We start from the raw sequence: 21,209 nt of genomic DNA on the forward strand, positions 1-21,209 counted from the left end.
TTTCATCACCCCTTATTGCGCGTTGTACAAGATGACCGCAGCGGTCGCCAGCAGATTAAGCAAGGTCAATGGCAGGCAAACTTTCCAGCCAAATGACATCACCTGGTCGTAGCGGGGACGCGGTAAAGCAGCACGGATCAAAATGAACATCACCATGAAGAACGCCGTTTTCAGTGCAAACCAGATCACCGGATACAGGAACGGACCCTGCCAGCCACCGAAGAACAAGGTCACGATCAGCGCAGAAACCGTCACGATACCGATATATTCCCCCACGAAGAACAGACCGAATTTCATACCGGAATATTCAATGTGGTAACCATCGGCCAGTTCTTGCTCGGCTTCCGGCTGGTCAAACGGGTGACGGTGACAGACAGCGACACCGGCGATGGCAAAGGTCACAAAACCGAAGAACTGCGGAATGATATTCCACATGTGCGACTGAGAAATGACGATGTCCTGCAGATTGAAGGAACCGGCCTGCGCCACAACGCCCATCAGTGATAAACCGAGGAACACTTCGTAGCTCAGCGTCTGGGCAGACGCACGCATCGCACCCAGCAGCGAGTATTTGTTGTTACTGGACCAGCCAGCGAACAACACGGCATAGACGGTCAGACCGGCCATCATCAGGAAGAACAAAATACCGATGTTCAGATCTGCGGCGAACCAGGTCGGACTGACCGGAACAATCGCAAAGGAGATTAACAGGGACGTAAACGCAATCATCGGGGCCAGCGTAAAGATGGCTTTGTCGGTGAATTTAGGTACCCAGTCTTCCTTGAAGAACATCTTGATCATGTCAGCAACCAGCTGCAGGGAACCGCCCCAGCCGACACGGTTTGGTCCGTAGCGGTTCTGGAACAGGCCGAGCAGACGACGCTCGCCGAAGCTCATGAAAGCCCCGCAGGTCACGACGATCAGCAGGATCACGATAGCTTTCAGGACGGCGATCAGCGTGTCGATTACGACAGGTGTAAACCAGCTCATTGTGCAGCCTCCCGCAGATTTTCAACCGTAGCGCCAACCAGAATCGGCGGAATGCCCGGCAAGCCCAGCGGTAAACCAAGCTGACCCTGATTCAGGGTTTCACTCAGGCGAACCGGTAATTTCAGTGTCTGACCGGCACAGGTGAATTCCACCTGAGAACCTGCATTCACACCTAACTGCGCGGCATCGGCCGGGTTAACCATCACATAAGGCGCTGGCATACGTTGCTGAATGACAGAAGAACGCTGGGTCATCTCTTCACTGCCGAACAGGTGGTAGTAAGCCGCGACACGCCAGTTACCCACTGTGGTGGTGAATGCAGCAGGGATGGCGGTGAAGTAGTCGAGACTCCCCTCCCCCGCTTCGATGAGACGCACACCCGGATCACCGTGGCGCAGACTGCCGCCAACTTCGCTCTGGAATTTGTTCCAGGCTTGCGGTGAGTTCCAGCCAGGCGCCCAGGCAAAAGGTACCTGATTGCGGTTGGCTGTCGGGCTGTTGTTCCCTTCCATCGAGAAGGCAAACATGGTGTCTTTATCTTGCGGCTGACGCGGTTCGTGCACGCTGATGTTCGCGCGCATCGCAGTACGGCCACTGGAGCGGTTCGGAGAACGCGCCAGTTTCTGACCACGAATGCGGAAGCTGGCATTTGGCGCAGCTTCAACCATGCCTTTCAGCTGCGGCAATGCCTCGACGCAGGCTTCGATCACGTGATCGAGCTGAGTCCAGTCAACGTGGCGGCTGTTGACGGTTGAATGCAGCGAGTGCATCCAGCGCCAGCTTTCCAGCATGGAAACGGAGGTGTCGTAGTAAGCGGGATCGTAGACCTGGAAGAAGCGCTGAGCGCGGCCTTCCTGGTTCACCAGCGTACCGTCGCTTTCGGCAAAACTCGCCGCAGGCAGGATCAGGCTGGCTTTATCCATGATGCGCGTGCGCTGATGGTCAACAACCACCAGGTTTTGCACACTGGCAAGCGCCGCATCCACCTTCGCTTCAGGAGCCTGACGATAAAGGTCATTTTCCATCACAATGGCGCTGTCTGCGCCGCCGCTGGCCAGCAACTCAAGCGCATCATCCAGCGTACCGCCGCCAATCATGGACAGGCCGATACTGTTTGCCGCAGAAGCCACGAAAGTGATACCGACATCACTGCCTGCCACTTTCAATGCTTTGGCGATGTTCGCTGCCGCTTCAATGATCGCATCAGAACCGGCGTTAGAACCGGAAATGATCAGAGGCTTACGGGCACCGGTCAGCGCCTGCACGATCACGTCGATTTTTTTGTTCAGACCATCAGCCAGATCGCTGACCGCTGGCGCTGAATTATCCAGCGCATGGGCGATTGCAAAGCCGAAACGGGCCTGCTCATCGACCGGCGCACGGTAATTGTACGCTGCGATATCGTCGAGTTTGGTGTTATCTACGTTGGTAATAAACAGCGGATGTTTGGCGTGCTGACCGATGTTTTGCACCGCAGCAATCTGCCAGTCAGCAACACGCTGAGCGGCGGCCATTGCACGGGCTTTACCTTTAACAGCCTGACGGACAGACAGAGCGATACGGGCACCGGTCTGAGTCAGATCTTCGCCCAGCACCAGCACGGCATCGTACTCTTCGATTTCACGCAATGCTGGCGTATGTACGCCGCTGTTGCGCAGAACGTTGAGCATCAGTTGCAGACGACCCTGCTCTGCGGCGTTGATCCCGGTGTAGAAGTTTTCGGCTCCCACCAGTTCACGCAGGGCAAAGTTGCTTTCGAGGCTGGCGCGTGGAGAACCGATACCGATGGTTTTCTTCGCCTGACGGATGATGTCTGCCGCGCCCTGCATCGCCTGTTCAGCGTTCAGTTCAATCCAGTCGTTGCCACGCAGCTGCAATGGCTTCTTAGGACGATCTTTCAGGTTCACGTAGCCATAGCCGAAACGGCCACGGTCGCAGAGGAAGTAGTGGTTTACGGTACCGTTATAACGGTTTTCGATACGACGCAGTTCGCCATAACGCTCACCCGGGCTGGTGTTACAGCCAACAGAACATTGCTGACAGATGCTTGGCGCAAACTGCATGTCCCATTTACGGTTATAGCGTTCGGAGTGCGTTTTATCGGTGAATACGCCGGTCGGACACACTTCTACCAGGTTACCGGAGAACTCGCTTTCCAGCGGGCCATCTTCCGGACGACCGAAATAGACGTTGTCGTGCGCGCCATATACACCCAGGTCTGTGCCGTCCGCGTAATCCTTGTAGTAACGGACACAGCGATAACAGGCGATACAGCGGTTCATTTCGTGAGAGATGAACGGGCCGAGATCCTGATTGTTATGGGTACGCTTGGTGAAACGGTAACGGCGCATACTGTGGCCGGTCATGACTGTCATATCCTGCAGGTGACAGTTACCGCCCTCCTCGCACACCGGACAGTCGTGCGGATGGTTGGTCATCAACCATTCCACAACGCTCTCGCGAAACTCTTTCGCTTCGCCGTCGTCGATGGAAATGAAGGTGCCATCAGACGCTGGTGTCATACATGACATCACCAGACGACCGCGCGTATCTTCCGCGTTTTGGTATTGCTTAACCGCACATTGGCGGCAAGCGCCGACGCTTCCCAGCGCCGGATGCCAGCAAAAATAAGGAATATCGAGGCCGAGAGAGAGGCAAGCCTGTAACAGGTTGTCCGCTCCGTCTACATCGTATTCTTTGCCGTCTACATGAATCGTAGCCATAGTCAGCATGCTTCCACGTGGCCCACCTGACGGCGGGCGTTAATCAAAAATTCTTGCCGGGTTGGCGTCTATCACTCGACAGCGCGTCCCTTGTATTGGGATTTCGCGCACAGCGGGCTCACGTCCGCTGCCTGTTGCCTTCACTACCAGCGCTGTTTCAGCAGATTGTTTGGCTGAATACCGCCAATTGCCCGCGCGTTGCTGTAATGCTGTTTGGCGATGCCCGCCTCAAACTCTTCCCGGAAATATTTAATCGCACTCTGTAATGGCTCCACGGCACCCGGCGCGTGTGCGCAGAAGGTTTTGCCCGGACCAAGCTGGCGGCAAAGCTGTTCGAGAGTTTCAATGTCTCCCGGCTGCCCTTCACCACGTTCCAGCGCGCGCAGGATCTTCACACTCCACGGCAAACCGTCTCGGCACGGCGTACACCAGCCACAAGATTCACGGGCGAAGAACTCTTCCAGATTTCGAACCAGCGGAACCATGCCAATTTCATGATCGACTGCCATCGCCAACGCAGTACCCAGACGGCTACCAGCTTTACCGATGCTGGCGAAATCCATAGGCAGATCCAGGTGATCGGCAGTCAGGAAGTCAGTCCCTGCGCCGCCCGGTTGCCAGGCTTTGAATTTCAGGCCATCACGCATACCACCGGCATAATCTTCAAGAATTTCACGTGCGGTCGTACCAAACGGCAGTTCCCAGACGCCCGGATTTTTCACCCGACCGGAGAAGCCCATCAGTTTGGTGCCTGCATCTTCGCTTTTGCCCGCAGACATCCCTTTGTACCAATCCACACCGTGCTCAAGAATGGCAGGCACGTTACACAGGGTTTCGACGTTGTTCACACAGGTCGGTTTACCCCATGCACCGGCAGAGGCCGGGAACGGTGGTTTGGAACGCGGGTTAGCGCGGCGGCCTTCCAGCGAGTTAATCAGTGCTGTCTCTTCACCGCAGATGTAGCGGCCCGCACCGGTATGCACGATCAGTTCGAAATCAAAACCGGTACCGAGGATATTTTTACCCAGCAGACCCGCTTCAGTGGCTTCAGCAATCGCGCGACGCAGGTTCACGGCGGCTTCGATATATTCGCCACGCAGGAAGATGTAGCCACGGTAAGATTTCAGTGCAAACGCGGAAATCAACATGCCTTCCACCAGCAGGTGTGGCATTTGTTCCATCAGCATGCGGTCTTTGTAAGTACCGGGTTCCATCTCATCGGCGTTACACAGCAGATAGCGGATGTTCATGCTTTCGTCTTTTGGCATCAGACTCCACTTCAAACCGGTGGAGAAACCCGCACCGCCGCGCCCTTTCAGGCCAGCGTCTTTTACCAGGTTGACGATCTCTTCCTGCGCCATGCTTTTGAGCGCCTTTTCTGCGCCGACGTAACCGTTTTTGCTGCGGTATTCGTCGATCCAGACCGGCTGCTCATCGTCACGCATACGCCATGTCAGCGGATGCATTTCCGGCGTGCGTTCAATATGTCTTGGCGTATAACCGTTGATTGTCATACATAGCGCTCCAGTAGCTGGCCGATGGCTTCTGGTGTCAGGCGGCTGTGCGTGTCCTCGTCGATCATCATCGACGGGCCTTTGTCACAGTTACCGAGACAACAGGTCGGCAGCAGAGTAAAGCGACCGTCTTGCGTCGTTTCGCCCGGCTTGATGTGCAACTGTTGTTCCAGCGCAGCCTGGATCCCCTGATAACCGGTGATGTGGCACACCACGCTGTCACAGTAACGGATCACATGGCGGCCAACCGGCTGGCGGAAGATCTGGCTGTAAAACGTCGCCACACCTTCAACGTCACTGGCCGGAATGCCCAGAACATCGGAGATCGCGTAGATAGCGCCGTCTGGCACCCAGCCACGCGCTTTTTGCACGATCTTCAACGCTTCGATAGAAGCCGCGCGGGCATCTTCGTAGTGATGTTTCTCGTGTTCAATCGCTTCGCGTTCAGCATCGCTCAGCTCAAACACCGGCGTGATCACCGGCTCGCTGACGTTGATGAACTGAACCTCTGAGTTTTTATTGATATCTGTCATCGTTAGCGGTCCACATCTGACATTACAAAATCGATACTGCCCAGATACACGATCAGGTCGGATACCAGGCTGCCACGGATTACGGACGGGATCTGCTGCAAATGCGGGAAGCTTGGCGTACGGACTCGTGTGCGGTAGCTCATGGTGCTGCCGTCACTGGTCAGGTAGTAGCTGTTGATCCCTTTGGTCGCTTCGACCATCTGGAAAGATTCTTGCGCAGGCATGATCGGCCCCCACGACACTTGCAGGAAGTGCGTGATCAGGGTTTCGATGTGTTGCAGGGTGCGCTCTTTCGGTGGCGGCGTGGTCAGCGGGTGATCCGCCTTGAACGGGCCTTCAGGCATGTTTTTGTAGCACTGTTCCAGAATGCGCAGGCTTTGGCGAAGCTCTTCCACTTTGAGCATTACACGGGAATAGCAGTCGCTGACGCCGTCGCCGACCGGCACTTCAAAGTCAAAGTTTTCGTAACCGGAATACGGACGCCATTTACGCACGTCGAAGTCGATGCCGGTGGCACGCAGGCCAGCGCCGGTGGTGCCCCACGCCAGCGCGTCATCCGCGTTGTACGCAGCCACGCCTTTGGAACGGCCAATCAGAATCGTGTTTTTCAGCGCCGCTTTGACGTAGGAATCCAGTCGTGCTGGCATCCAGTCAAGGAATTCACGCAGCAGACGATCCCAGCCTTTCGGCAGGTCATGCGCAACGCCACCGATACGGAACCAGGCCGGGTGCATACGGAAACCGGTGATCGCTTCCACCAGATCGTAGATTTTCTGACGATCGGTAAAGGCGAAGAACACTGGCGTCATCGCGCCCACGTCCTGAATAAACGTAGAGATGTACAGCAGGTGGCTGTTGATGCGGAACAGTTCAGACAGCATCACGCGAATGGTGTTGACGCGATCCGGCGTGACGATACCGGCAAGTTTTTCAACGGCCAGCACGTAAGGCATTTCGTTAACGCAACCGCCGAGATATTCGATACGGTCAGTGTACGGAATGTAGCTGTGCCATGACTGGCGCTCGCCCATTTTTTCAGCACCACGGTGGTGGTAACCGACATCCGGTACACAGTCGACAATCTCTTCGCCATCAAGCTGCAGGATAATGCGGAACGCACCGTGTGATGACGGGTGGTTTGGACCGAGGTTAAGGAACATAAAGTCCTCATTTTCGGTGCCACGCTTCATGCCCCAGTCTTCCGGCTTGAAGGTCAGCGCTTCCATCTCGAGCTCTTCTTTTTGCTTCGTCAGCTCATAAGGATCGAACTCGGTGGCACGCGCCGGATAATCTTTACGCAACGGGTGCCCTTCCCAGGTCTGCGGCATCATGATGCGCGTCAGGTGCGGGTGGCCATCGAAGGTAATACCAAACATTTCCCAGGTTTCACGCTCGTACCAGTTGGCGTTCGGGAACACCTTGGTCAAGGTCGGAACATGGAGATCGTTTTCCGCTAACGCCACCTTGATCATGATGTCGCGGTTACGCTCGACGGAGATCAGGTGATAGAAAACGGAAAAATCCGCGGCCGGTAAACCGTCGCGGTGAGTACGTAAACGCTCATCAACGCCATGCAAGTCGAACAGCATGACATAAGGTTTTGGCTGTTTTCGTAGAAAGGTAATCGCTTCCAGTACCTGTTCACGCTTGAACCACACCACGGGAATTCCGGTACGGGTCGGCTGAACAGTAAAGGCCTCAGGCCCAAAACGGTTACGCAACTCGCCAATAACCGGATCATCAAGATGATCACGGGTATGCCATGCTGGCAGGGCGGTATTTTGCGTCGTCAAATCTGTCATAATTTTTTTCACCACACTAAATGGTCATTTATGCCGTAAGGGGGATATGCATACACCCCCCCTCAGGGTTGACTCTCAGATCGCAGTGTTAAATCTCGTCCGGCGAACGCAGATTTGTCACGGCTATGCGTTCAGCACGTTTACGCTCTTTTTCAGACTGCATATTCGCGCGGTAAACACCCTGATCGCCGACGACCCATGACAATGGGCGGCGTTCTTTACCGATAGATTCCTGCAGCAGCAACAGCGCCTGCATGTAAGCCTCAGGACGCGGCGGGCACCCCGGGATATACACATCGACAGGCAGGAATTTATCCACACCCTGCACGACGGAATAAATATCGTACATACCGCCGGAGTTCGCACAGGCACCCATCGAAATCACCCATTTCGGCTCGAGCATCTGGTCATACAAACGTTGGATTACCGGGGCCATTTTGGTGAAGCAGGTGCCTGCCACGACCATGAAGTCGGCCTGACGCGGCGATGCACGCAGAACTTCTGCACCAAAACGCGCGACGTCATGCACCGCAGTGAATGACGTCACCATTTCGACGTAGCAGCAGGAAAGGCCGAAGTTGTAGGGCCAGAGGGAGTTTTTGCGTCCCCAGTTCACCATGCCGTGCAGTGATTCCTGAAGGTTTCCCATGAAAACGCTGCGTTTAACCTGCTCCTGAAGTGGATCGCCGACCACCTCCTGATTCTGCAGGGGGTAACGGTCGTTCTCACCGTCCGGGTCTACGCGGGTGAGCGTATAGTCCATCTTATTGCCTCGCTATGACTTACTACTGAGGGTGACTGTTGGTATTAATCGCCGGGCTTGGTTTAACAGGTCCTTTCGAACGTGTTGGCGTCCAGTCCAGCGCGCCAATCCGCACCAGATAAAACAAACCAGCCAGCAGTACCAAAATGAAAATGGTGGCTTCGACGAAACCGGTCCAGCCGCTTTCACGGATAGAAGTTGACCATGCATAGAGATACAAGGCTTCAACGTCGAAAATAACGAAAAACATCGCGACCAGATAGAATTTGGCGGAGAGACGCAGGCGGGCTGAGCCCACAGATGCGATACCAGACTCATAAGGGGTATTTTTGTAACGCGCTCTGGCTCTCCCGCCGAGGAACGCGGCGCCCAGTAACATCAGGCAGCAAAGCCCCATTGCGACGATAAGATAAACGGCGAACGCCCAGTGTTGAGCGATGACTTCAGTGGCTGTTGACATACTCATTGCTTACTCATCAAAAGTGGCGCTTGGGCATCTGCTCTATGGGATCGGCAGTTTGCGCACCACATCGATTCAAGGGAAGGATTAATAACCACACAGTTCACGACTCAACAAAGTATTAAGCCAGTGATTTGTTGTGGGCTTTTTACCCTTTTCTATAACCTTTTGTCAACTTTGACAAAAGTATCTCCACATTAGTTTACATGCTTATCATTTAATTAACATTACATGCGACAACACTTAAGCTAAATCGTGTCAGTTAAAAAGGGTGATAAAGCATGAGCCTGTGACGGGAGTTATGACATCTTTGTTGCTTTGCTATTGTCGCAGGAATAGACAACGCTTCCACTCTCTTATTAGGGTTATTTTTTTGATCCAGGTCAGAGTTCTGTCAATTTCGACAGAAAAAAAGCCGCACTTTTAACAAGTTTTGTTGAATAACAGAAAACAACAAGTCAATGGCGAGAAAAAATCACTGATTTTCCCACGCGAAAAAAAGCCTATTTTTGCGTGATTTAGTAGGGTGATAATGAAGACCAGAAACAGTCAGGACGGGGAACAAGCAGCATTAAGGGAGGAAAAAACAAGTTTGGCGTGAGATTTTAAATAAAACACCCAAAAAGAGAGGTTTTACTACCCGAAAGGAGTAGAGGCCTTTACCCCCGCCCTGCAGTATCCGGGCGGGAGGTAAAAAGAGGCGATAATCTTAACTTTTTGAATCAGCCAGCAGTTCATGATCGTCATCCACTACAGGCCGGGGACCGTAAGCGCTGAGAGAATAAGGATCATTGCCCTGTTCAACCGCGTTGAAAATGGCCATCGCCAGTTCATTGTTACAGTTGGCATTTTTATACAGTACATATTGCGTGTCAGGCAGACGCGGCAGACCATCCTGTTCACCCAGAACGCGCAGTTCAGGGCTCATCATTTCGATAGGTCTTGCGGTCACGCCCAACCCGGCGCGAACGGCGGCGCGAATAGCCGACAATGTCGATGCCACGTAAGCGATACGCCACGGAATACCGGCCTGATTCAGGTATTCTGTCGCCATCTGGCGGTACGGGCTTGGCTCATCAAGTACCACGAGCGGCACACTGTCCCCGGATGGATACGCGAAATCCGCCGCGCAGTACCAGAGCGTAGGTGACGTCCGCAGAATGATATGAGGATGTTCTGTGCCCGTCATCGTAGTGATGGCCAGATCGATCTCTTCGCTTTCCAGCATCGATAACATAAACGGACTGCGTTTTACCCGTACATCGATTGACAGTTTCGGGTACACAGACGTCACGCGACTGAGCAGAAAAGGCAAAATAGTATCGGCGGTATCATCGGATGCACCGATGGTAATTCCGCCCTGAACATTGCTGTACATCAAAGAGGTGCAGGCTTCATCGTTAAAACGAAGAATTTTGCGTGCATACCCCAATAACTGAATGCCGTGTTCAGTTAATAATTTATTGCGTCCGTGCCTGGCAAACAGTTCTTTTCCAACGAGTTGTTCAAGACGTTGCATTTGTTGACTGACTGCCGACTGAGTACGACACACAGCAGCAGCTGCTGCAGCGAACGTATTCAAATCCGCAACAGCTACAAATGTCCTCAACAGGTCAAGATCGAGATTGAGGATTGGACGATTTGCATTTGTCATAGTTTTTCTTCGCTTTATAGAATCTAATAACAAGCTACCCTGATGCTGCGTCAAAGTATCAGCATCCGCAGAATACCAGATATGTCAGGTACTCACTCATTAGATAAGCAAAATTGAGAAATATTTGTGCCTGAAAAATTTCATAGAAGCAGTTTTCATCTCCTCAGATGCCGTGAAAAATCTCCACACAAAAGATAAATGATTAGCCAGGCTTAATTAATAAGAATAAACCATTTTCGCCTGCTCCACTCACCTATTTTCTTTGCGCTTTTCCTGCCCACACCTGTGGTTTAAGCCTGTCAGCACGCCGGATACATAAGTTAAATTTACCGTTCAGATAAGTTGTAAGACAATATAATTCAACAAATTCATTAGCTCACGCTGATATCAAACTCATGACTAAAAAATCAGTTTAGCGGCCATTAAGATATTTTCATAATCGCCCGTTATTATTTGTGCTGATTTTATTAAATATACGTAAAGGGTGCCCTCATAAAACCCATGGAAATAGTGTCTTCTCCAAAATTTTCTTATGATCATTCATCCAGCAGTTATTATTAATCATTAGATAAATAAAACTAATTCACCTTACCCCCGTGCCGCAGCACGGAGAATTCCTGCTATTTTTTTTCAGATTTTGTCGAGGTTAGGTAAGTTTTAATGATGTTGTCTGCAAAACCGCGGCAACAAAAGGATGGCTTTAACACTGCCAGACAGTCAAAACAGGGAATTTTTAGATTAAAAAACCCGCATTGGTAAAATATAAAACTACACATTTCTCTTTACGCAAATTATTAAACCAACCAAAATCCACAACATGACCAGAAACCCCACCCCCTGCGTTTTTCCTGCTGTTTTACACCAAAAGGGCGCGCAGCCCTTCTCATGCACTCTTTGGGGGAGTAAATTGTCCGCTTCGCACTGTTCTACGGCGATTAACGCCAGGGAAGAACAGGCTTTACTGCAAAAGGCTCACATTTACATGTCCCCGATTGAAAAATCCCGCAAACTGGACAACGTCTGCTACGACATTCGCGGCCCGGTGCTCAAAGAAGCAAAACGTCTGGAAGAAGAAGGTAACAAAGTCCTCAAACTGAACATCGGCAACCCCGCGCCTTTCGGTTTTGATGCACCTGATGAAATTCTGCTCGACGTCATTCGCAACCTGCCTACAGCGCAAGGGTACTGTGACTCCAAAGGTCTGTTCTCAGCACGTAAAGCCATCATGCAGCACTATCAGGCGCGCGACATGCGTGACATGACGGTGGAAGACATTTATATCGGTAACGGCGTGTCGGAACTGATTGTTCAGTCGATGCAGGCGTTACTGAATACCGGAGATGAAATGCTGGTGCCTGCACCGGATTACCCGTTATGGACGGCGGCGGTGTCGCTTTCTGGCGGGAATGCGGTGCATTACATGTGTGATGAAGGCGCTGACTGGTTCCCGGATATCGCCGATATCCGCGACAAAATCACCCCGCGCACCCGCGGTATTGTGATCATCAACCCGAACAACCCGACAGGCGCGGTTTACAGCAAAGAGTTGCTGATGCAGATTGTGGATATCGCCCGCGAACACAATCTGATCATCTTTGCCGATGAGATCTACGACAAGATTTTGTATGACGAAGCCCAGCACATCTCCATTGCCTCGCTGGCGCCAGATCTGCTGACCGTGACGTTCAACGGGCTGTCTAAAACCTACCGTGTGGCCGGTTTCCGCCAGGGTTGGATGGTACTCAACGGACCGAAGAAACATGCCAAAGGCTACATTGAAGGGCTGGAAATGCTGGCCTCGATGCGTCTTTGTGCCAACGTTCCGATGCAACATGCTATCCAGACAGCTCTCGGCGGTTACCAGAGCATTAATGAATTCATTCAGCCGGGCGGCCGTCTGGTGCAGCAGCGCGACAGCGCGTGGGAACTGATCAATCAGATCCCCGGCGTATCATGCGTGAAACCGAAAGGTGCGCTGTATATGTTCCCGCGTATTGATGCCAAGCGTTTTAACATTCATGACGATCAGAAACTGGTGCTGGATTTGCTGTTGCAGCAAAAAGTCCTGCTGGTTCAGGGGTCAGCATTCAACTGGCCGTACCCGGACCACGTCCGTATCGTGACGCTGCCACGCGTTGATGAGCTGGAAATGGCGATCAGCAAACTGGGCCGGTTCCTCGAAACTTACCGCCAGTAATCCCTGCGGGCGCAGATTTCTGCGCCCTGTTTTATCTTTCTGATCACACTTGCCGATTTCCGCCACACTCCGCACAATGGATACTCATTTGCCGTTATTAATGAGAGTGCCATGAATCAGAGCCATTTCTTCGCCCACCTTTCCCGCCTGAAACTGATTAGCCGCTGGCCGCTGATGCGCAACGTGCGTACCGAAAATGTGTCGGAACACAGTTTGCAGGTCGCCTTCGTGGCTCACGCGTTGGCCGTGATTAAAAACCGCAAATTTGATGGCAACCTGAATGTGGAACGCGTTGCCCTGCTCGCCATGTATCACGATGCCAGCGAAGTGCTGACCGGCGACATGCCTACGCCCATCAAGTATTACAATCCGCAAATCGCCCACGAGTACAAAAAAATCGAGAAAATCGCCCAGCAAAAACTGATTGAGATGCTGCCGGAGGATTTGCAGGAAGATTTTCGTCCGCTGATCGATGAACATTATTACAGCGAAGACGAAAAACTGACGGTCAAACAGGCAGATGCGTTATGCGCCTATCTGAAATGTCTCGAGGAGCTCTCGGCGGGCAATAACGAATTCACCCTGGCTAAAGCGCGTCTGGAAAAAACGCTGGCGAATCGTAAAAGCCCGGAGATGGATTACTTTATGGAAATCTTTGTGCCGAGCTTCAGCCTGTCACTGGATGAAATCAGCCTCGATTCTCCGCTCTGACGGCAACCAAATACAGCGCGGCCAGGGTCAGAACGGAAAGAGAACCGGCACCAGAAACACGCTGACGACCATCACCAGCAGGGTGAACGGCACGCCGATACGCAGAAAGTCGCCGAAGCGGTAATTCCCCGGCACCATCACCAGCGTATTCACCGGGGATGATACTGGCGTCATAAACGCTGCCGAGGCGGCTATCGCGATAATCATTGTGAAAGGGTACGGCGACACGCCCATCTGATGGGCCGCCGCGATGGCAATCGGTGCCATTAACACCGCTGTGGCGGTATTGGAAATAAACAGCCCGATACTCGCGCAGAGAACAAATAAACTCAGCAGCATCATGTACGGCCCATATCCCCCGCTGACCTTCATCAGGCCTTCGACGATCAACGCCACGCCGCCTGTTTTTTGCAGCGCCAGCGCAAACGGCATCATCCCGATAATCAGCAGCAAGCTCGGCCAGTGAATCGCTTTGTACGCGCCGTCCATGGTGATGCAACGGAATTTACCCATCAGCAGACAGGCAATAATCGCCGCAATGGCGTTCGGCACATCGTCGGTCAGCATCAGTGCGACCATGAGCGCCAGGCAAAACAGCGCGTGCGGTGCCTGACTGAGCGCGGGGGCGACTTCATCCACCTCGGCGGGCAGACTGAGGACAATAAAATCGTGCATCTGCTGCTGAAGCTGTCGGATCAGCTTCCAGTCCCCTATCACCAGTAACATGTCGCCCAGCTGGAGTTCCTCATCCACCAGTTTACCCGGCAGCGCCTCCCCCTGACGGCGGATCCCTACCACGTTCAACCCGTAAGCAGAACGGAAAGCGACTTCGCGCAGGGTTTTACCCAATAATTCGGAATCAGGAATTAAAGAGACTTCTGCCATCCCGACGTCGCGGGACTGTTCAGAAAAATATTCACCGCGCAGCACCATCGGTTCAAGCATTTCATCGGCACACATTTGTCTGACCGAGATATCAGGATCGGTCATGTCCAGCAGCAGTACGTCTCGCGCGCACAGCCCGGTGCTCCCCGTGGCGCTGACCATCACCCGGCGGAACTTACGCCAGCGCTCAATACCCACCACATTCGCACCGTAGCGGGAGCGCAGGTGAAGATCGTCCAGTGTACGGCCAACCAGCGGTGAGCCGGGGCGGATCGTCATCCTGCGCGCACGACCGTTTAACTGATAATCGCGGATCAAGTCCCGGAAAGTCCGGCGCTTCCAGTGTTGTTTATCCTGCGAGGTGTCCTGCGCTGACAACCAGCGGCGGGCAATCAGCATGTATCCGACACCCATGATCAGCACCACCAGCCCCACCGGCGTGACGCCGAAGAAGCCAAAACCGTCGAACCCTTCACGCAGCAACTCGCTGTTCACCACCATGTTCGGCGGCGTGGCAACCAGCGTCATCATGCCGCTGATAAGCCCGGCAAAACTCAGGGGCATCATCAGCCGCGCCGGTGAGGTTTTCATGCGCGCCGAAACGCTGATCACAACCGGAATGAAAATCGCCACCACGCCGGTAGAACTCATAAAAGCACCAAGACCGGCGACCGTCAGCATTAGTAAAATCAGCATCCGGGTTTCACTCTGACCGGCCACTTTCATCAGCCAGTCACCCACCTGATACGCCACGCCGGTCCTCACCAGACCGTGGCCCACCACAAACAAGGCAGCGATCAAAATCACGTTCGGATCGCTAAATCCGGCCAGAGCTTCATTGAGGGTGAGCGTACCGCTCATCACAAAAGCAATGATGACCAGCAAAGCGACAATGTCCATGCGCAGCGTATTGCGCGCAAACAACACCATCGCGGCCAGCAGCAGTACCACAACCCAGATTAATTCACCGGTCAAAACACACTCCCTTTGCGTTAAGATTGATAGGCAGGAACGTGGTAAGAATGGCATAAAAAAACCCCGCCGGAGCGAGGTCTATATCAAGTAAAATGTCGAAACTGTACTTTTTCAGGCTTAGCGCAAACTTACCGTCACGCCCTGCTCGTTGCTTTCCACCAGCAGAACTTCCAGCGTCGTCAGCTCAAAATCAACATTTTCGATCCCTGGCGTATCGTCCGGTGCATTCACCGCGATCACTTTACATCCGGCGGCAAGCCCTGCCATTACGCCTGCAGCGGCATCTTCCACCACAACACACTCTTCCGGCGCCAGACCTAAACGTTCTGCACCCAGCAAATAGGCATCCGGCTGCGGTTTGCCATGCTTAACCTGCTCCGCAGTGATGAACACTTCCGGCGCAGGCAAGTGTGCTGCCGCATGGCGTGCACTGGCGACAGGCATAGAGCCGGAGGTCACAATGGCCCACGGAATATTTTGACGGTTGAGTTCGCTCAGCAGTAAATGTGCGCCCGGCAGCGCCGAGACGCCTTCAGTGTCGGTGGCTTCGATTTTTTCCAGCTTCAGAAACTCTTGCTGAATCGTCTCTTCTGTTTCACCTTGCATAAAATGACGTAAAGAGGTGATCGCCTGTTTGCCATGAATAAAGGCCAGAACATCCTGCGGGCTGACTCCCCAACTGAGCGCCCAGTTAACCCATGCACGCTCAACTGCCGGTAATGAATCCACTAACGTTCCATCAAGGTCGAACAAGAAACCTTTACACTCCACAGGCAATTCCTCTTTAGTTAATTCCAGTCAGGCATTAATAATTTGCGCTATCTCTACAGCGCTCAGATGATACTGACGCGGGCATGATTGCCAGATCGCCAGCATACGCTGGTATTTATCCCACATTTTGGTCTGCGAGTTAAACCCGTGAGTCCCGGCGTCGAAGTCAGTGTACCGCCCTTCGGTGTTCACCATAAAGCGCACATAGCTTAAATAGCGGGATTCGGTGGCCGCATCGAAGCCAAGGAAATCTATACGACGGCGATCCAGACCCTGGGTGTCTTTCAGATTGGTCCATGACACCTGCATCGCATGGTGCATTTCCATAATGTTAATCACTGTGCGACAGGTTTCTTCCGGTAACTCACCGAAATCTCTGTCCAGCTCACGCATTTGCAAACCGAAGCCGCGTTCGATCACCGTTTGCAAACGGCGGTAGCGTTCCGCGTTATCGGGATCAAGCATGGTCATCATTTTGTATTGATTCGACAAGATCAGGCGTTGCGCGTTAGTCATTTCCATCGTGAAAATCCTCATGTCTGCATAATGAGCAAAGCATGGCATAGCGCAAACTTCTGCGAAATCGCAAGCACACCATTCTTTGATTTGAGTCCGGATCTCATGTGAAATAATCACCGGAGGAGAAGTTCCTCCGGTCAAAATGCGGTGCAGTGAAGCTTAGGAATAATGAAGATGATGCAAAAAGCGGTGGAAACAGGCTTACAAATCGTCGAGGAAGGTTTTGTCGAGTTGTTTGAACGCACGCTTGAGGACATCGGCCAGCGCCTGATAGGTCGGCGTCCCTTCGACCGGCGCAAGCGCCTGGCCCGATTCAGCGAGTTTATTACGCACATCGTGGAACCAGCTCAGCAGCGTCGGCGGCAACGGCGTCAGTGAACGGCGGCCAAGCCACCATAACCCTTGCATAGGCAAGCTGCAGGCAAATATCGCCGTCGCAACGGCCGGCCCGAGTTGTCCGCCCAGCGCGATTTGCCAGGTCAGCGTAAAGATCGCCACCGGCGGCATGAAGCGGACAGCAAAACGGGTGGCGGTTGAGATCCGGTTCTCAGGGAACACAGGAGCCAGGCGCTTATCAGACGGCCATGTTTTCATATAATGCTGCCCACGCTGGAAAACCTGGAACCAGCTTACAGAGCCTGTTGGCTTACTCGTCATAATTGCACCTCAACTTCACGTGTAATAATTAAAAAATAGTTGTGAAACATAAACTGGAGTTTACCACGATAAAATATATTTTGTTTTTGCTGAAACGTGCCGGTATCCTGTCGCAGCATTTAAAGCCATATCACTAAGCATAGTGCCTCGGGCCGAGGTGTTTTGTAATTAGTAATTGCATTTTTTGTTAGTGTTTTCACTAATAGATAACATTCTAAAGACGCATAACAGAGACATTTTGTGTACTGCGCCCCCATTTTTCTGCTATTCGCGGGCACAGAAAAAACCAGCGTCCTGCGATTCTTTAGCTTTTTCATTATCATGCCTGTTTTGGCTCTCTGGCATGATGTTAATCATAATTGTCACCGCCATTATGCGCTACGCTTGATGTCAGACTGACGATTTATTAACCACGTGTATTGTTTTTTTCCTTAAACAGCACCAACAATAAATAGGTACTTCCATGTCGAGTAAGCTTGTACTGGTTCTTAACTGTGGTAGTTCTTCCCTTAAGTTCGCAATCATTGATGCTGTGAACGGCGAAGAGCACATTTCAGGTTTAGCCGAATGTTTCCACCTGCCGGAAGCGCGCATTAAGTGGAAAATGGACGGTGGCAAAGAAGAAGCCGCGTTGGGTGCGGGTGCCGCACACAGCGAAGCGCTGAAATTCATCGTGAACAACATCCTGAGCCAAAAACCTGAACTGTCTGCAGAGCTGGTTGCAATCGGCCACCGCATCGTTCATGGCGGCGAAAAGCTGACCAAGTCCATGCTGATCAACGATGCTGTTATCGAAGGTATCAAAGAATCTATCCCGTTTGCACCGCTGCATAACCCGGCTCACCTGATCGGTATCGACGAAGCGCTGAAATCCTTCCCTAAACTGGCTGACAAGAACGTGGCTGTTTTCGACACCGCCTTCCATCAGACCATGCCTGAAGAATCTTACCTTTACGCACTGCCGTACAGCCTGTACCGCGATCATCACGTCCGTCGTTACGGCGCACACGGCACCAGCCACTTCTATGTGACTCAGGAAGCCGCGAAAATGCTGAACAAACCGGTGGAAGAAGTGAATCTGATCACTTGCCACCTGGGTAACGGCGGTTCCGTCAGCGCAATCCGTAACGGTAAATGCGTTGATACTTCCATGGGTCTGACCCCGCTGGAAGGTCTGGTGATGGGCACCCGCAGCGGTGACATCGACCCGGCAATCATCTTCCACCTGCACGATTCTCTGGGCATGAGCGTTGATCAAATCAACAAAATGCTGACCAAAGAATCTGGCCTGCTGGGTCTGACTGAAGTCACCAGCGACTGTCGTTATGTTGAAGATAACTACACCACTAAAGCGGATGCTAAACGTGCGATGGACGTATTCTGCCACCGTCTGGCGAAATACATCGGTAGCTACACCTCACTGATGGAAGGCCGTCTGGACGCTGTCGTCTTCACCGGCGGTATCGGCGAAAACGCAGCAATGGTGCGTGAATTGTCTCTGGCTAAACTGGGCCTGCTGGGCTTTGAAGTTGACCACGAACGCAACCTCGCGGCTCGTTTCGGTAAATCCGGTGCCATCAACAAAGAAGGCACCCGTACCGCGCTGGTTATCCCAACCAATGAAGAGCTGGTTATTGCACAAGACGCTGCGCGTCTGACCGCATAATTCGATTCAACACTGCCAGCTTTCGCTGGCAGTGATTTTTCACTCAAAGGCAAACACCGCCCGTTTGGACGCACCGCGCAGGATAATCGTCGCGCTCATGCTGATCATTATCCCCTCTGCACAAACCTGCGACCGTCTCTGCCTGGCAACCGTTAAAGAGGTTTAGCCGTGTCCCGTACAATTATGTTGATCCCCACAGGTACCAGCGTTGGTCTGACCAGCGTCAGCCTCGGTGTGATCCGTGCCATGGAACAAAAAGGCGTCAGCCTGAGCATCTTCAAACCCATCGCACAACCACGTGCCGGCGGTGATGCACCCGATCAAACCACCACCATCATTCGTGCCAACTCCTCCGTGACTGCAGCGGAACCGCTGAAGATGAGCCACGTTGAAGCGCTGCTGAGTTCAAACCAGCAGGACGTGCTGATGGAAGAAATCATCGCCCGTTATCACGAAAATACCAAAGATGCGGAAGTGGTGCTGGTTGAAGGTTTAGTCCCTACCCGTAAACACCAGTTTGCGAATGCGCTGAACTATGAAATCGCCAAAACCCTGAACGCTGAAATCGTCTTCGTTCTGGCACTGGGTAACGATTCTCCGGCGCAGTTAAAAGAACGTATCGAACTGGCCCGCTCCAGCTTCGGCGGCAGCAAAAACAAAAACATCACCGGCGTCATCATCAACAAACTGAATGCGCCGGTTGACGATCAGGGACGCACACGTCCTGACCTGTCTGAAATCTTCGATGACTCCAACAAAGCCAGCGTCGCCAATATCGATCCGACTCAGCTGTTCGCGAACAGCCCGCTGCCGGTGCTGGGCTGCATTCCATGGAGCTTCGAACTGATTGCTACCCGCGCAATCGACATGGCTAAGCACCTGAACGCCCGCATCATCAACGAAGGCGACGTGCAAACCCGCCGCGTGAAATCCGTGACCTTCTGCGCACGCAGCATTCCTCACATGCTCGAGCACTTCCGCCCTGGTTCCCTGCTGGTTACCTCCGCAGACCGTCCGGACGTTCTGGTTTCAGCCTGTCTGGCGGCGATGAATGGCGTTGAAATTGGCGCAATCCTGCTGACCGGCGGTTACGAAATCGACGAGCGCATCAACAGCCTGTGCGCACGTGCTTTCCAGACTGGCCTGCCTGTCTTCATGGTAGACACCAACACCTGGCAGACCTCCCTCAGCCTGCAAAGCTTCAATCTGGAGGTCCCTGCGGACGACCATCAGCGCGTTGAGAAACTGCAACAGTATGTCGCTTCTCACATCAACGCTGACTGGATTGAATCACTGAGCGCGCATTCTGAGCGTTCACGTCGTCTGTCTCCGCCAGCGTTCCGCTACCAATTGACCGAACTGGCCCGTAAAGCTGGTAAACGTATCGTTCTGCCGGAAGGCGACGAGCCACGCACCGTTAAAGCGGCGGCACTATGTGCTGAACGCGGTATTGCGGAATGTGTGCTGCTGGGTAACCCGGAAGAGATCAAACGCGTTGCTGCGGCGCAGGGCGTGGTGCTGGGTAAAGGCATCGAGATTGTGGATCCGGTCGTTGTGCGTGAAGAATACGTCGCACGTCTGGTTGAGCTGCGTAAAAGCAAAGGCATGACCGAAGTGGTTGCGCGTGAACAACTGGAAGACAACGTGGTTCTGGGCACCCTGATGCTGGAACAAGGTAACGTTGACGGTCTGGTTTCCGGTGCTGTCCACACCACCGCAAATACTATCCGCCCACCGTTGCAGTTGATCAAAACCGCACCGGGTAGCTCACTGGTTTCTTCTGTGTTCTTCATGCTGCTGCCTGACCAGGTTCTGGTTTACGGCGACTGTGCGATCAACCCGGACCCAACGGCTGAACAGCTGTCTGAAATCGCGATCCAGTCTGCGGATTCCGCTGCGGCGTTCGGTATCGAACCACGCGTTGCGATGATCTCTTACTCCACCGGTAACTCCGGTGCGGGTAGCGATGTTGAGAAAGTGCGTGAAGCGACCCGTCTGGCGCAGGAAAAACGCCCTGACCTGATCATCGATGGCCCGCTGCAGTACGATGCTGCCATCATGGCTGACGTTGCGCTGTCCAAAGCACCAAACTCGCCGGTAGCGGGTAAGGCGACCGTGTTCATCTTCCCTGACCTGAACACCGGTAACACCACGTACAAAGCGGTACAACGTTCTGCGGATCTGGTTTCTATCGGGCCGATGTTGCAGGGCATGCGTAAACCGGTCAACGATCTGTCCCGTGGCGCTCTGGTAGACGATATCGTCTACACCGTTGCTCTGACAGCGATTCAGTCTGCTCAGGCAGAAACTGCGGTTCCGGCTAAATAAGCCAACCCTCTGAACGCAAAACGCCGGGCTTTATGTCCGGCGTTTTTTTTGGCTCATTTTT

16 protein-coding genes are annotated in these 21,209 nt (G+C 53.0%); 4 read left to right on the plus strand and 12 right to left on the minus strand.

All coding sequences use genetic code 11. The features are described 5' to 3' along the window. Positions 1–12 precede the first annotated feature (12 nt). The 8 genes from nuoH to lrhA form a co-directional block, all read right to left on the minus strand. A complete protein-coding gene (nuoH, locus tag ACQZQY_RS19535; RefSeq protein ID WP_056782249.1) occupies positions 13–990 on the minus strand; it encodes an NADH-quinone oxidoreductase subunit NuoH in 978 nt (325 codons plus the stop codon). Beyond that, positions 987–3,713, minus strand: coding sequence for an NADH-quinone oxidoreductase subunit NuoG (gene nuoG / locus ACQZQY_RS19540; protein ID WP_431296246.1), 2,727 nt, complete (start codon positions 3,711–3,713; stop codon positions 987–989). Before nuoG ends, nuoH begins: the two co-directional genes overlap by 4 nt. A 143-nt stretch (positions 3,714–3,856) precedes the next feature. Further along, positions 3,857–5,227: an NADH-quinone oxidoreductase subunit NuoF gene (gene nuoF, locus ACQZQY_RS19545; protein ID WP_056782245.1), complete on the minus strand. Its 1,371-nt coding sequence runs from the start codon at positions 5,225–5,227 to the stop codon at positions 3,857–3,859. Next, positions 5,224–5,760 (minus strand): NADH-quinone oxidoreductase subunit NuoE, encoded by a 537-nt coding sequence (gene nuoE, locus ACQZQY_RS19550; protein WP_238485086.1) that lies wholly within the window; start codon positions 5,758–5,760, stop codon positions 5,224–5,226. The genes nuoF and nuoE overlap by 4 nt, the downstream gene beginning before the upstream one ends. A 2-nt stretch (positions 5,761–5,762) precedes the next feature. After that, positions 5,763–7,562: an NADH-quinone oxidoreductase subunit C/D gene (gene nuoC, locus ACQZQY_RS19555; RefSeq protein ID WP_056782243.1), complete on the minus strand. Its 1,800-nt coding sequence runs from the start codon at positions 7,560–7,562 to the stop codon at positions 5,763–5,765. Between the two features lie 88 nt (positions 7,563–7,650). Then, a complete protein-coding gene (locus tag ACQZQY_RS19560; RefSeq protein ID WP_056782240.1) occupies positions 7,651–8,325 on the minus strand; it encodes a NuoB/complex I 20 kDa subunit family protein in 675 nt (224 codons plus the stop codon). A gap of 22 nt (positions 8,326–8,347) precedes the next feature. Next, complete coding sequence (locus ACQZQY_RS19565) at positions 8,348–8,791, minus strand: NADH-quinone oxidoreductase subunit A (RefSeq protein WP_072158212.1); 444 nt, start codon at positions 8,789–8,791, stop codon at positions 8,348–8,350. A gap of 703 nt (positions 8,792–9,494) precedes the next feature. Next, complete coding sequence (lrhA, locus tag ACQZQY_RS19570; RefSeq protein ID WP_056782235.1) at positions 9,495–10,439, minus strand: transcriptional regulator LrhA; 945 nt, start codon at positions 10,437–10,439, stop codon at positions 9,495–9,497. 982 nt (positions 10,440–11,421) lie between these two features. Between lrhA and ACQZQY_RS19575 the strand changes: the two genes are divergently transcribed. After that, a complete protein-coding gene (locus ACQZQY_RS19575) occupies positions 11,422–12,636 on the plus strand; it encodes a pyridoxal phosphate-dependent aminotransferase (RefSeq protein ID WP_122097545.1) in 1,215 nt (404 codons plus the stop codon). Between the two features lie 111 nt (positions 12,637–12,747). Continuing rightward, positions 12,748–13,347, plus strand: a complete 600-nt coding sequence (yfbR, locus tag ACQZQY_RS19580) for a 5'-deoxynucleotidase (protein WP_056782229.1) — start codon at positions 12,748–12,750, stop codon at positions 13,345–13,347. Between the two features lie 27 nt (positions 13,348–13,374). On the opposite strand, the gene ACQZQY_RS19585 is transcribed toward yfbR, so the two are convergent. The 4 genes from ACQZQY_RS19585 to yfbV all read right to left on the minus strand — a co-directional run bounded on the left by ACQZQY_RS19585 (position 13,375) and on the right by yfbV (position 17,154). Continuing rightward, positions 13,375–15,207 carry an SLC13 family permease gene (locus ACQZQY_RS19585; protein ID WP_072158211.1) on the minus strand — a complete coding sequence of 611 codons (1,833 nt, stop codon included), beginning with the start codon at positions 15,205–15,207 and terminating at the stop codon, positions 13,375–13,377. 117 nt (positions 15,208–15,324) lie between these two features. Beyond that, the gene (locus tag ACQZQY_RS19590) at positions 15,325–15,978 is read right to left on the minus strand and encodes a sugar phosphatase (RefSeq protein ID WP_122097544.1); all 654 of its coding nucleotides are present in this window, start codon (positions 15,976–15,978) and stop codon (positions 15,325–15,327) included. A gap of 27 nt (positions 15,979–16,005) precedes the next feature. After that, on the minus strand, positions 16,006–16,500 hold the full coding sequence (locus ACQZQY_RS19595) for a YfbU family protein (protein ID WP_421670854.1): 495 nt from the start codon (positions 16,498–16,500) through the stop codon (positions 16,006–16,008). Positions 16,501–16,698: 198 nt separating this feature from the next. Further along, positions 16,699–17,154, minus strand: a complete 456-nt coding sequence (gene yfbV, locus ACQZQY_RS19600; RefSeq protein WP_056782222.1) for a terminus macrodomain insulation protein YfbV — start codon at positions 17,152–17,154, stop codon at positions 16,699–16,701. A gap of 463 nt (positions 17,155–17,617) precedes the next feature. On the opposite strand from yfbV, the gene ackA reads away from it, so the two are divergent. Both ackA and pta read left to right on the plus strand, forming a co-directional pair. Next, positions 17,618–18,820: an acetate kinase gene (gene ackA, locus ACQZQY_RS19605; protein WP_056782220.1), complete on the plus strand. Its 1,203-nt coding sequence runs from the start codon at positions 17,618–17,620 to the stop codon at positions 18,818–18,820. 183 nt (positions 18,821–19,003) lie between these two features. Beyond that, on the plus strand, positions 19,004–21,148 hold the full coding sequence (gene pta, locus ACQZQY_RS19610; RefSeq protein WP_056782218.1) for a phosphate acetyltransferase: 2,145 nt from the start codon (positions 19,004–19,006) through the stop codon (positions 21,146–21,148). Positions 21,149–21,209 lie beyond the last annotated feature (61 nt).

This window comes from Rahnella sp. PAMC25559 (genome assembly GCF_050632365.1).
Lineage (GTDB): Bacteria > Pseudomonadota > Gammaproteobacteria > Enterobacterales > Enterobacteriaceae > Rahnella > Rahnella rivi.

Coding starts and splice junctions, on each gene's coding strand:
- nuoH (WP_056782249.1), bottom strand. CDS start 990: ATGAGCTGGTTTACACCTGTCGTAATCGACACGCTGATCGCCGTCCTG.
- nuoG (WP_431296246.1), bottom strand. CDS start 3,713: ATGGCTACGATTCATGTAGACGGCAAAGAATACGATGTAGACGGAGCG.
- nuoF (WP_056782245.1), bottom strand. CDS start 5,227: ATGACAATCAACGGTTATACGCCAAGACATATTGAACGCACGCCGGAA.
- nuoE (WP_238485086.1), bottom strand. CDS start 5,760: ATGACAGATATCAATAAAAACTCAGAGGTTCAGTTCATCAACGTCAGC.
- nuoC (WP_056782243.1), bottom strand. CDS start 7,562: ATGACAGATTTGACGACGCAAAATACCGCCCTGCCAGCATGGCATACC.
- ACQZQY_RS19560 (WP_056782240.1), bottom strand. CDS start 8,325: ATGGACTATACGCTCACCCGCGTAGACCCGGACGGTGAGAACGACCGT.
- ACQZQY_RS19565 (WP_072158212.1), bottom strand. CDS start 8,791: ATGAGTATGTCAACAGCCACTGAAGTCATCGCTCAACACTGGGCGTTC.
- lrhA (WP_056782235.1), bottom strand. CDS start 10,439: ATGACAAATGCAAATCGTCCAATCCTCAATCTCGATCTTGACCTGTTG.
- ACQZQY_RS19575 (WP_122097545.1), top strand. CDS start 11,422: ATGTCCCCGATTGAAAAATCCCGCAAACTGGACAACGTCTGCTACGAC.
- yfbR (WP_056782229.1), top strand. CDS start 12,748: ATGAATCAGAGCCATTTCTTCGCCCACCTTTCCCGCCTGAAACTGATT.
- ACQZQY_RS19595 (WP_421670854.1), bottom strand. CDS start 16,500: ATGGAAATGACTAACGCGCAACGCCTGATCTTGTCGAATCAATACAAA.
- yfbV (WP_056782222.1), bottom strand. CDS start 17,154: ATGACGAGTAAGCCAACAGGCTCTGTAAGCTGGTTCCAGGTTTTCCAG.
- ackA (WP_056782220.1), top strand. CDS start 17,618: ATGTCGAGTAAGCTTGTACTGGTTCTTAACTGTGGTAGTTCTTCCCTT.
- pta (WP_056782218.1), top strand. CDS start 19,004: ATGTTGATCCCCACAGGTACCAGCGTTGGTCTGACCAGCGTCAGCCTC.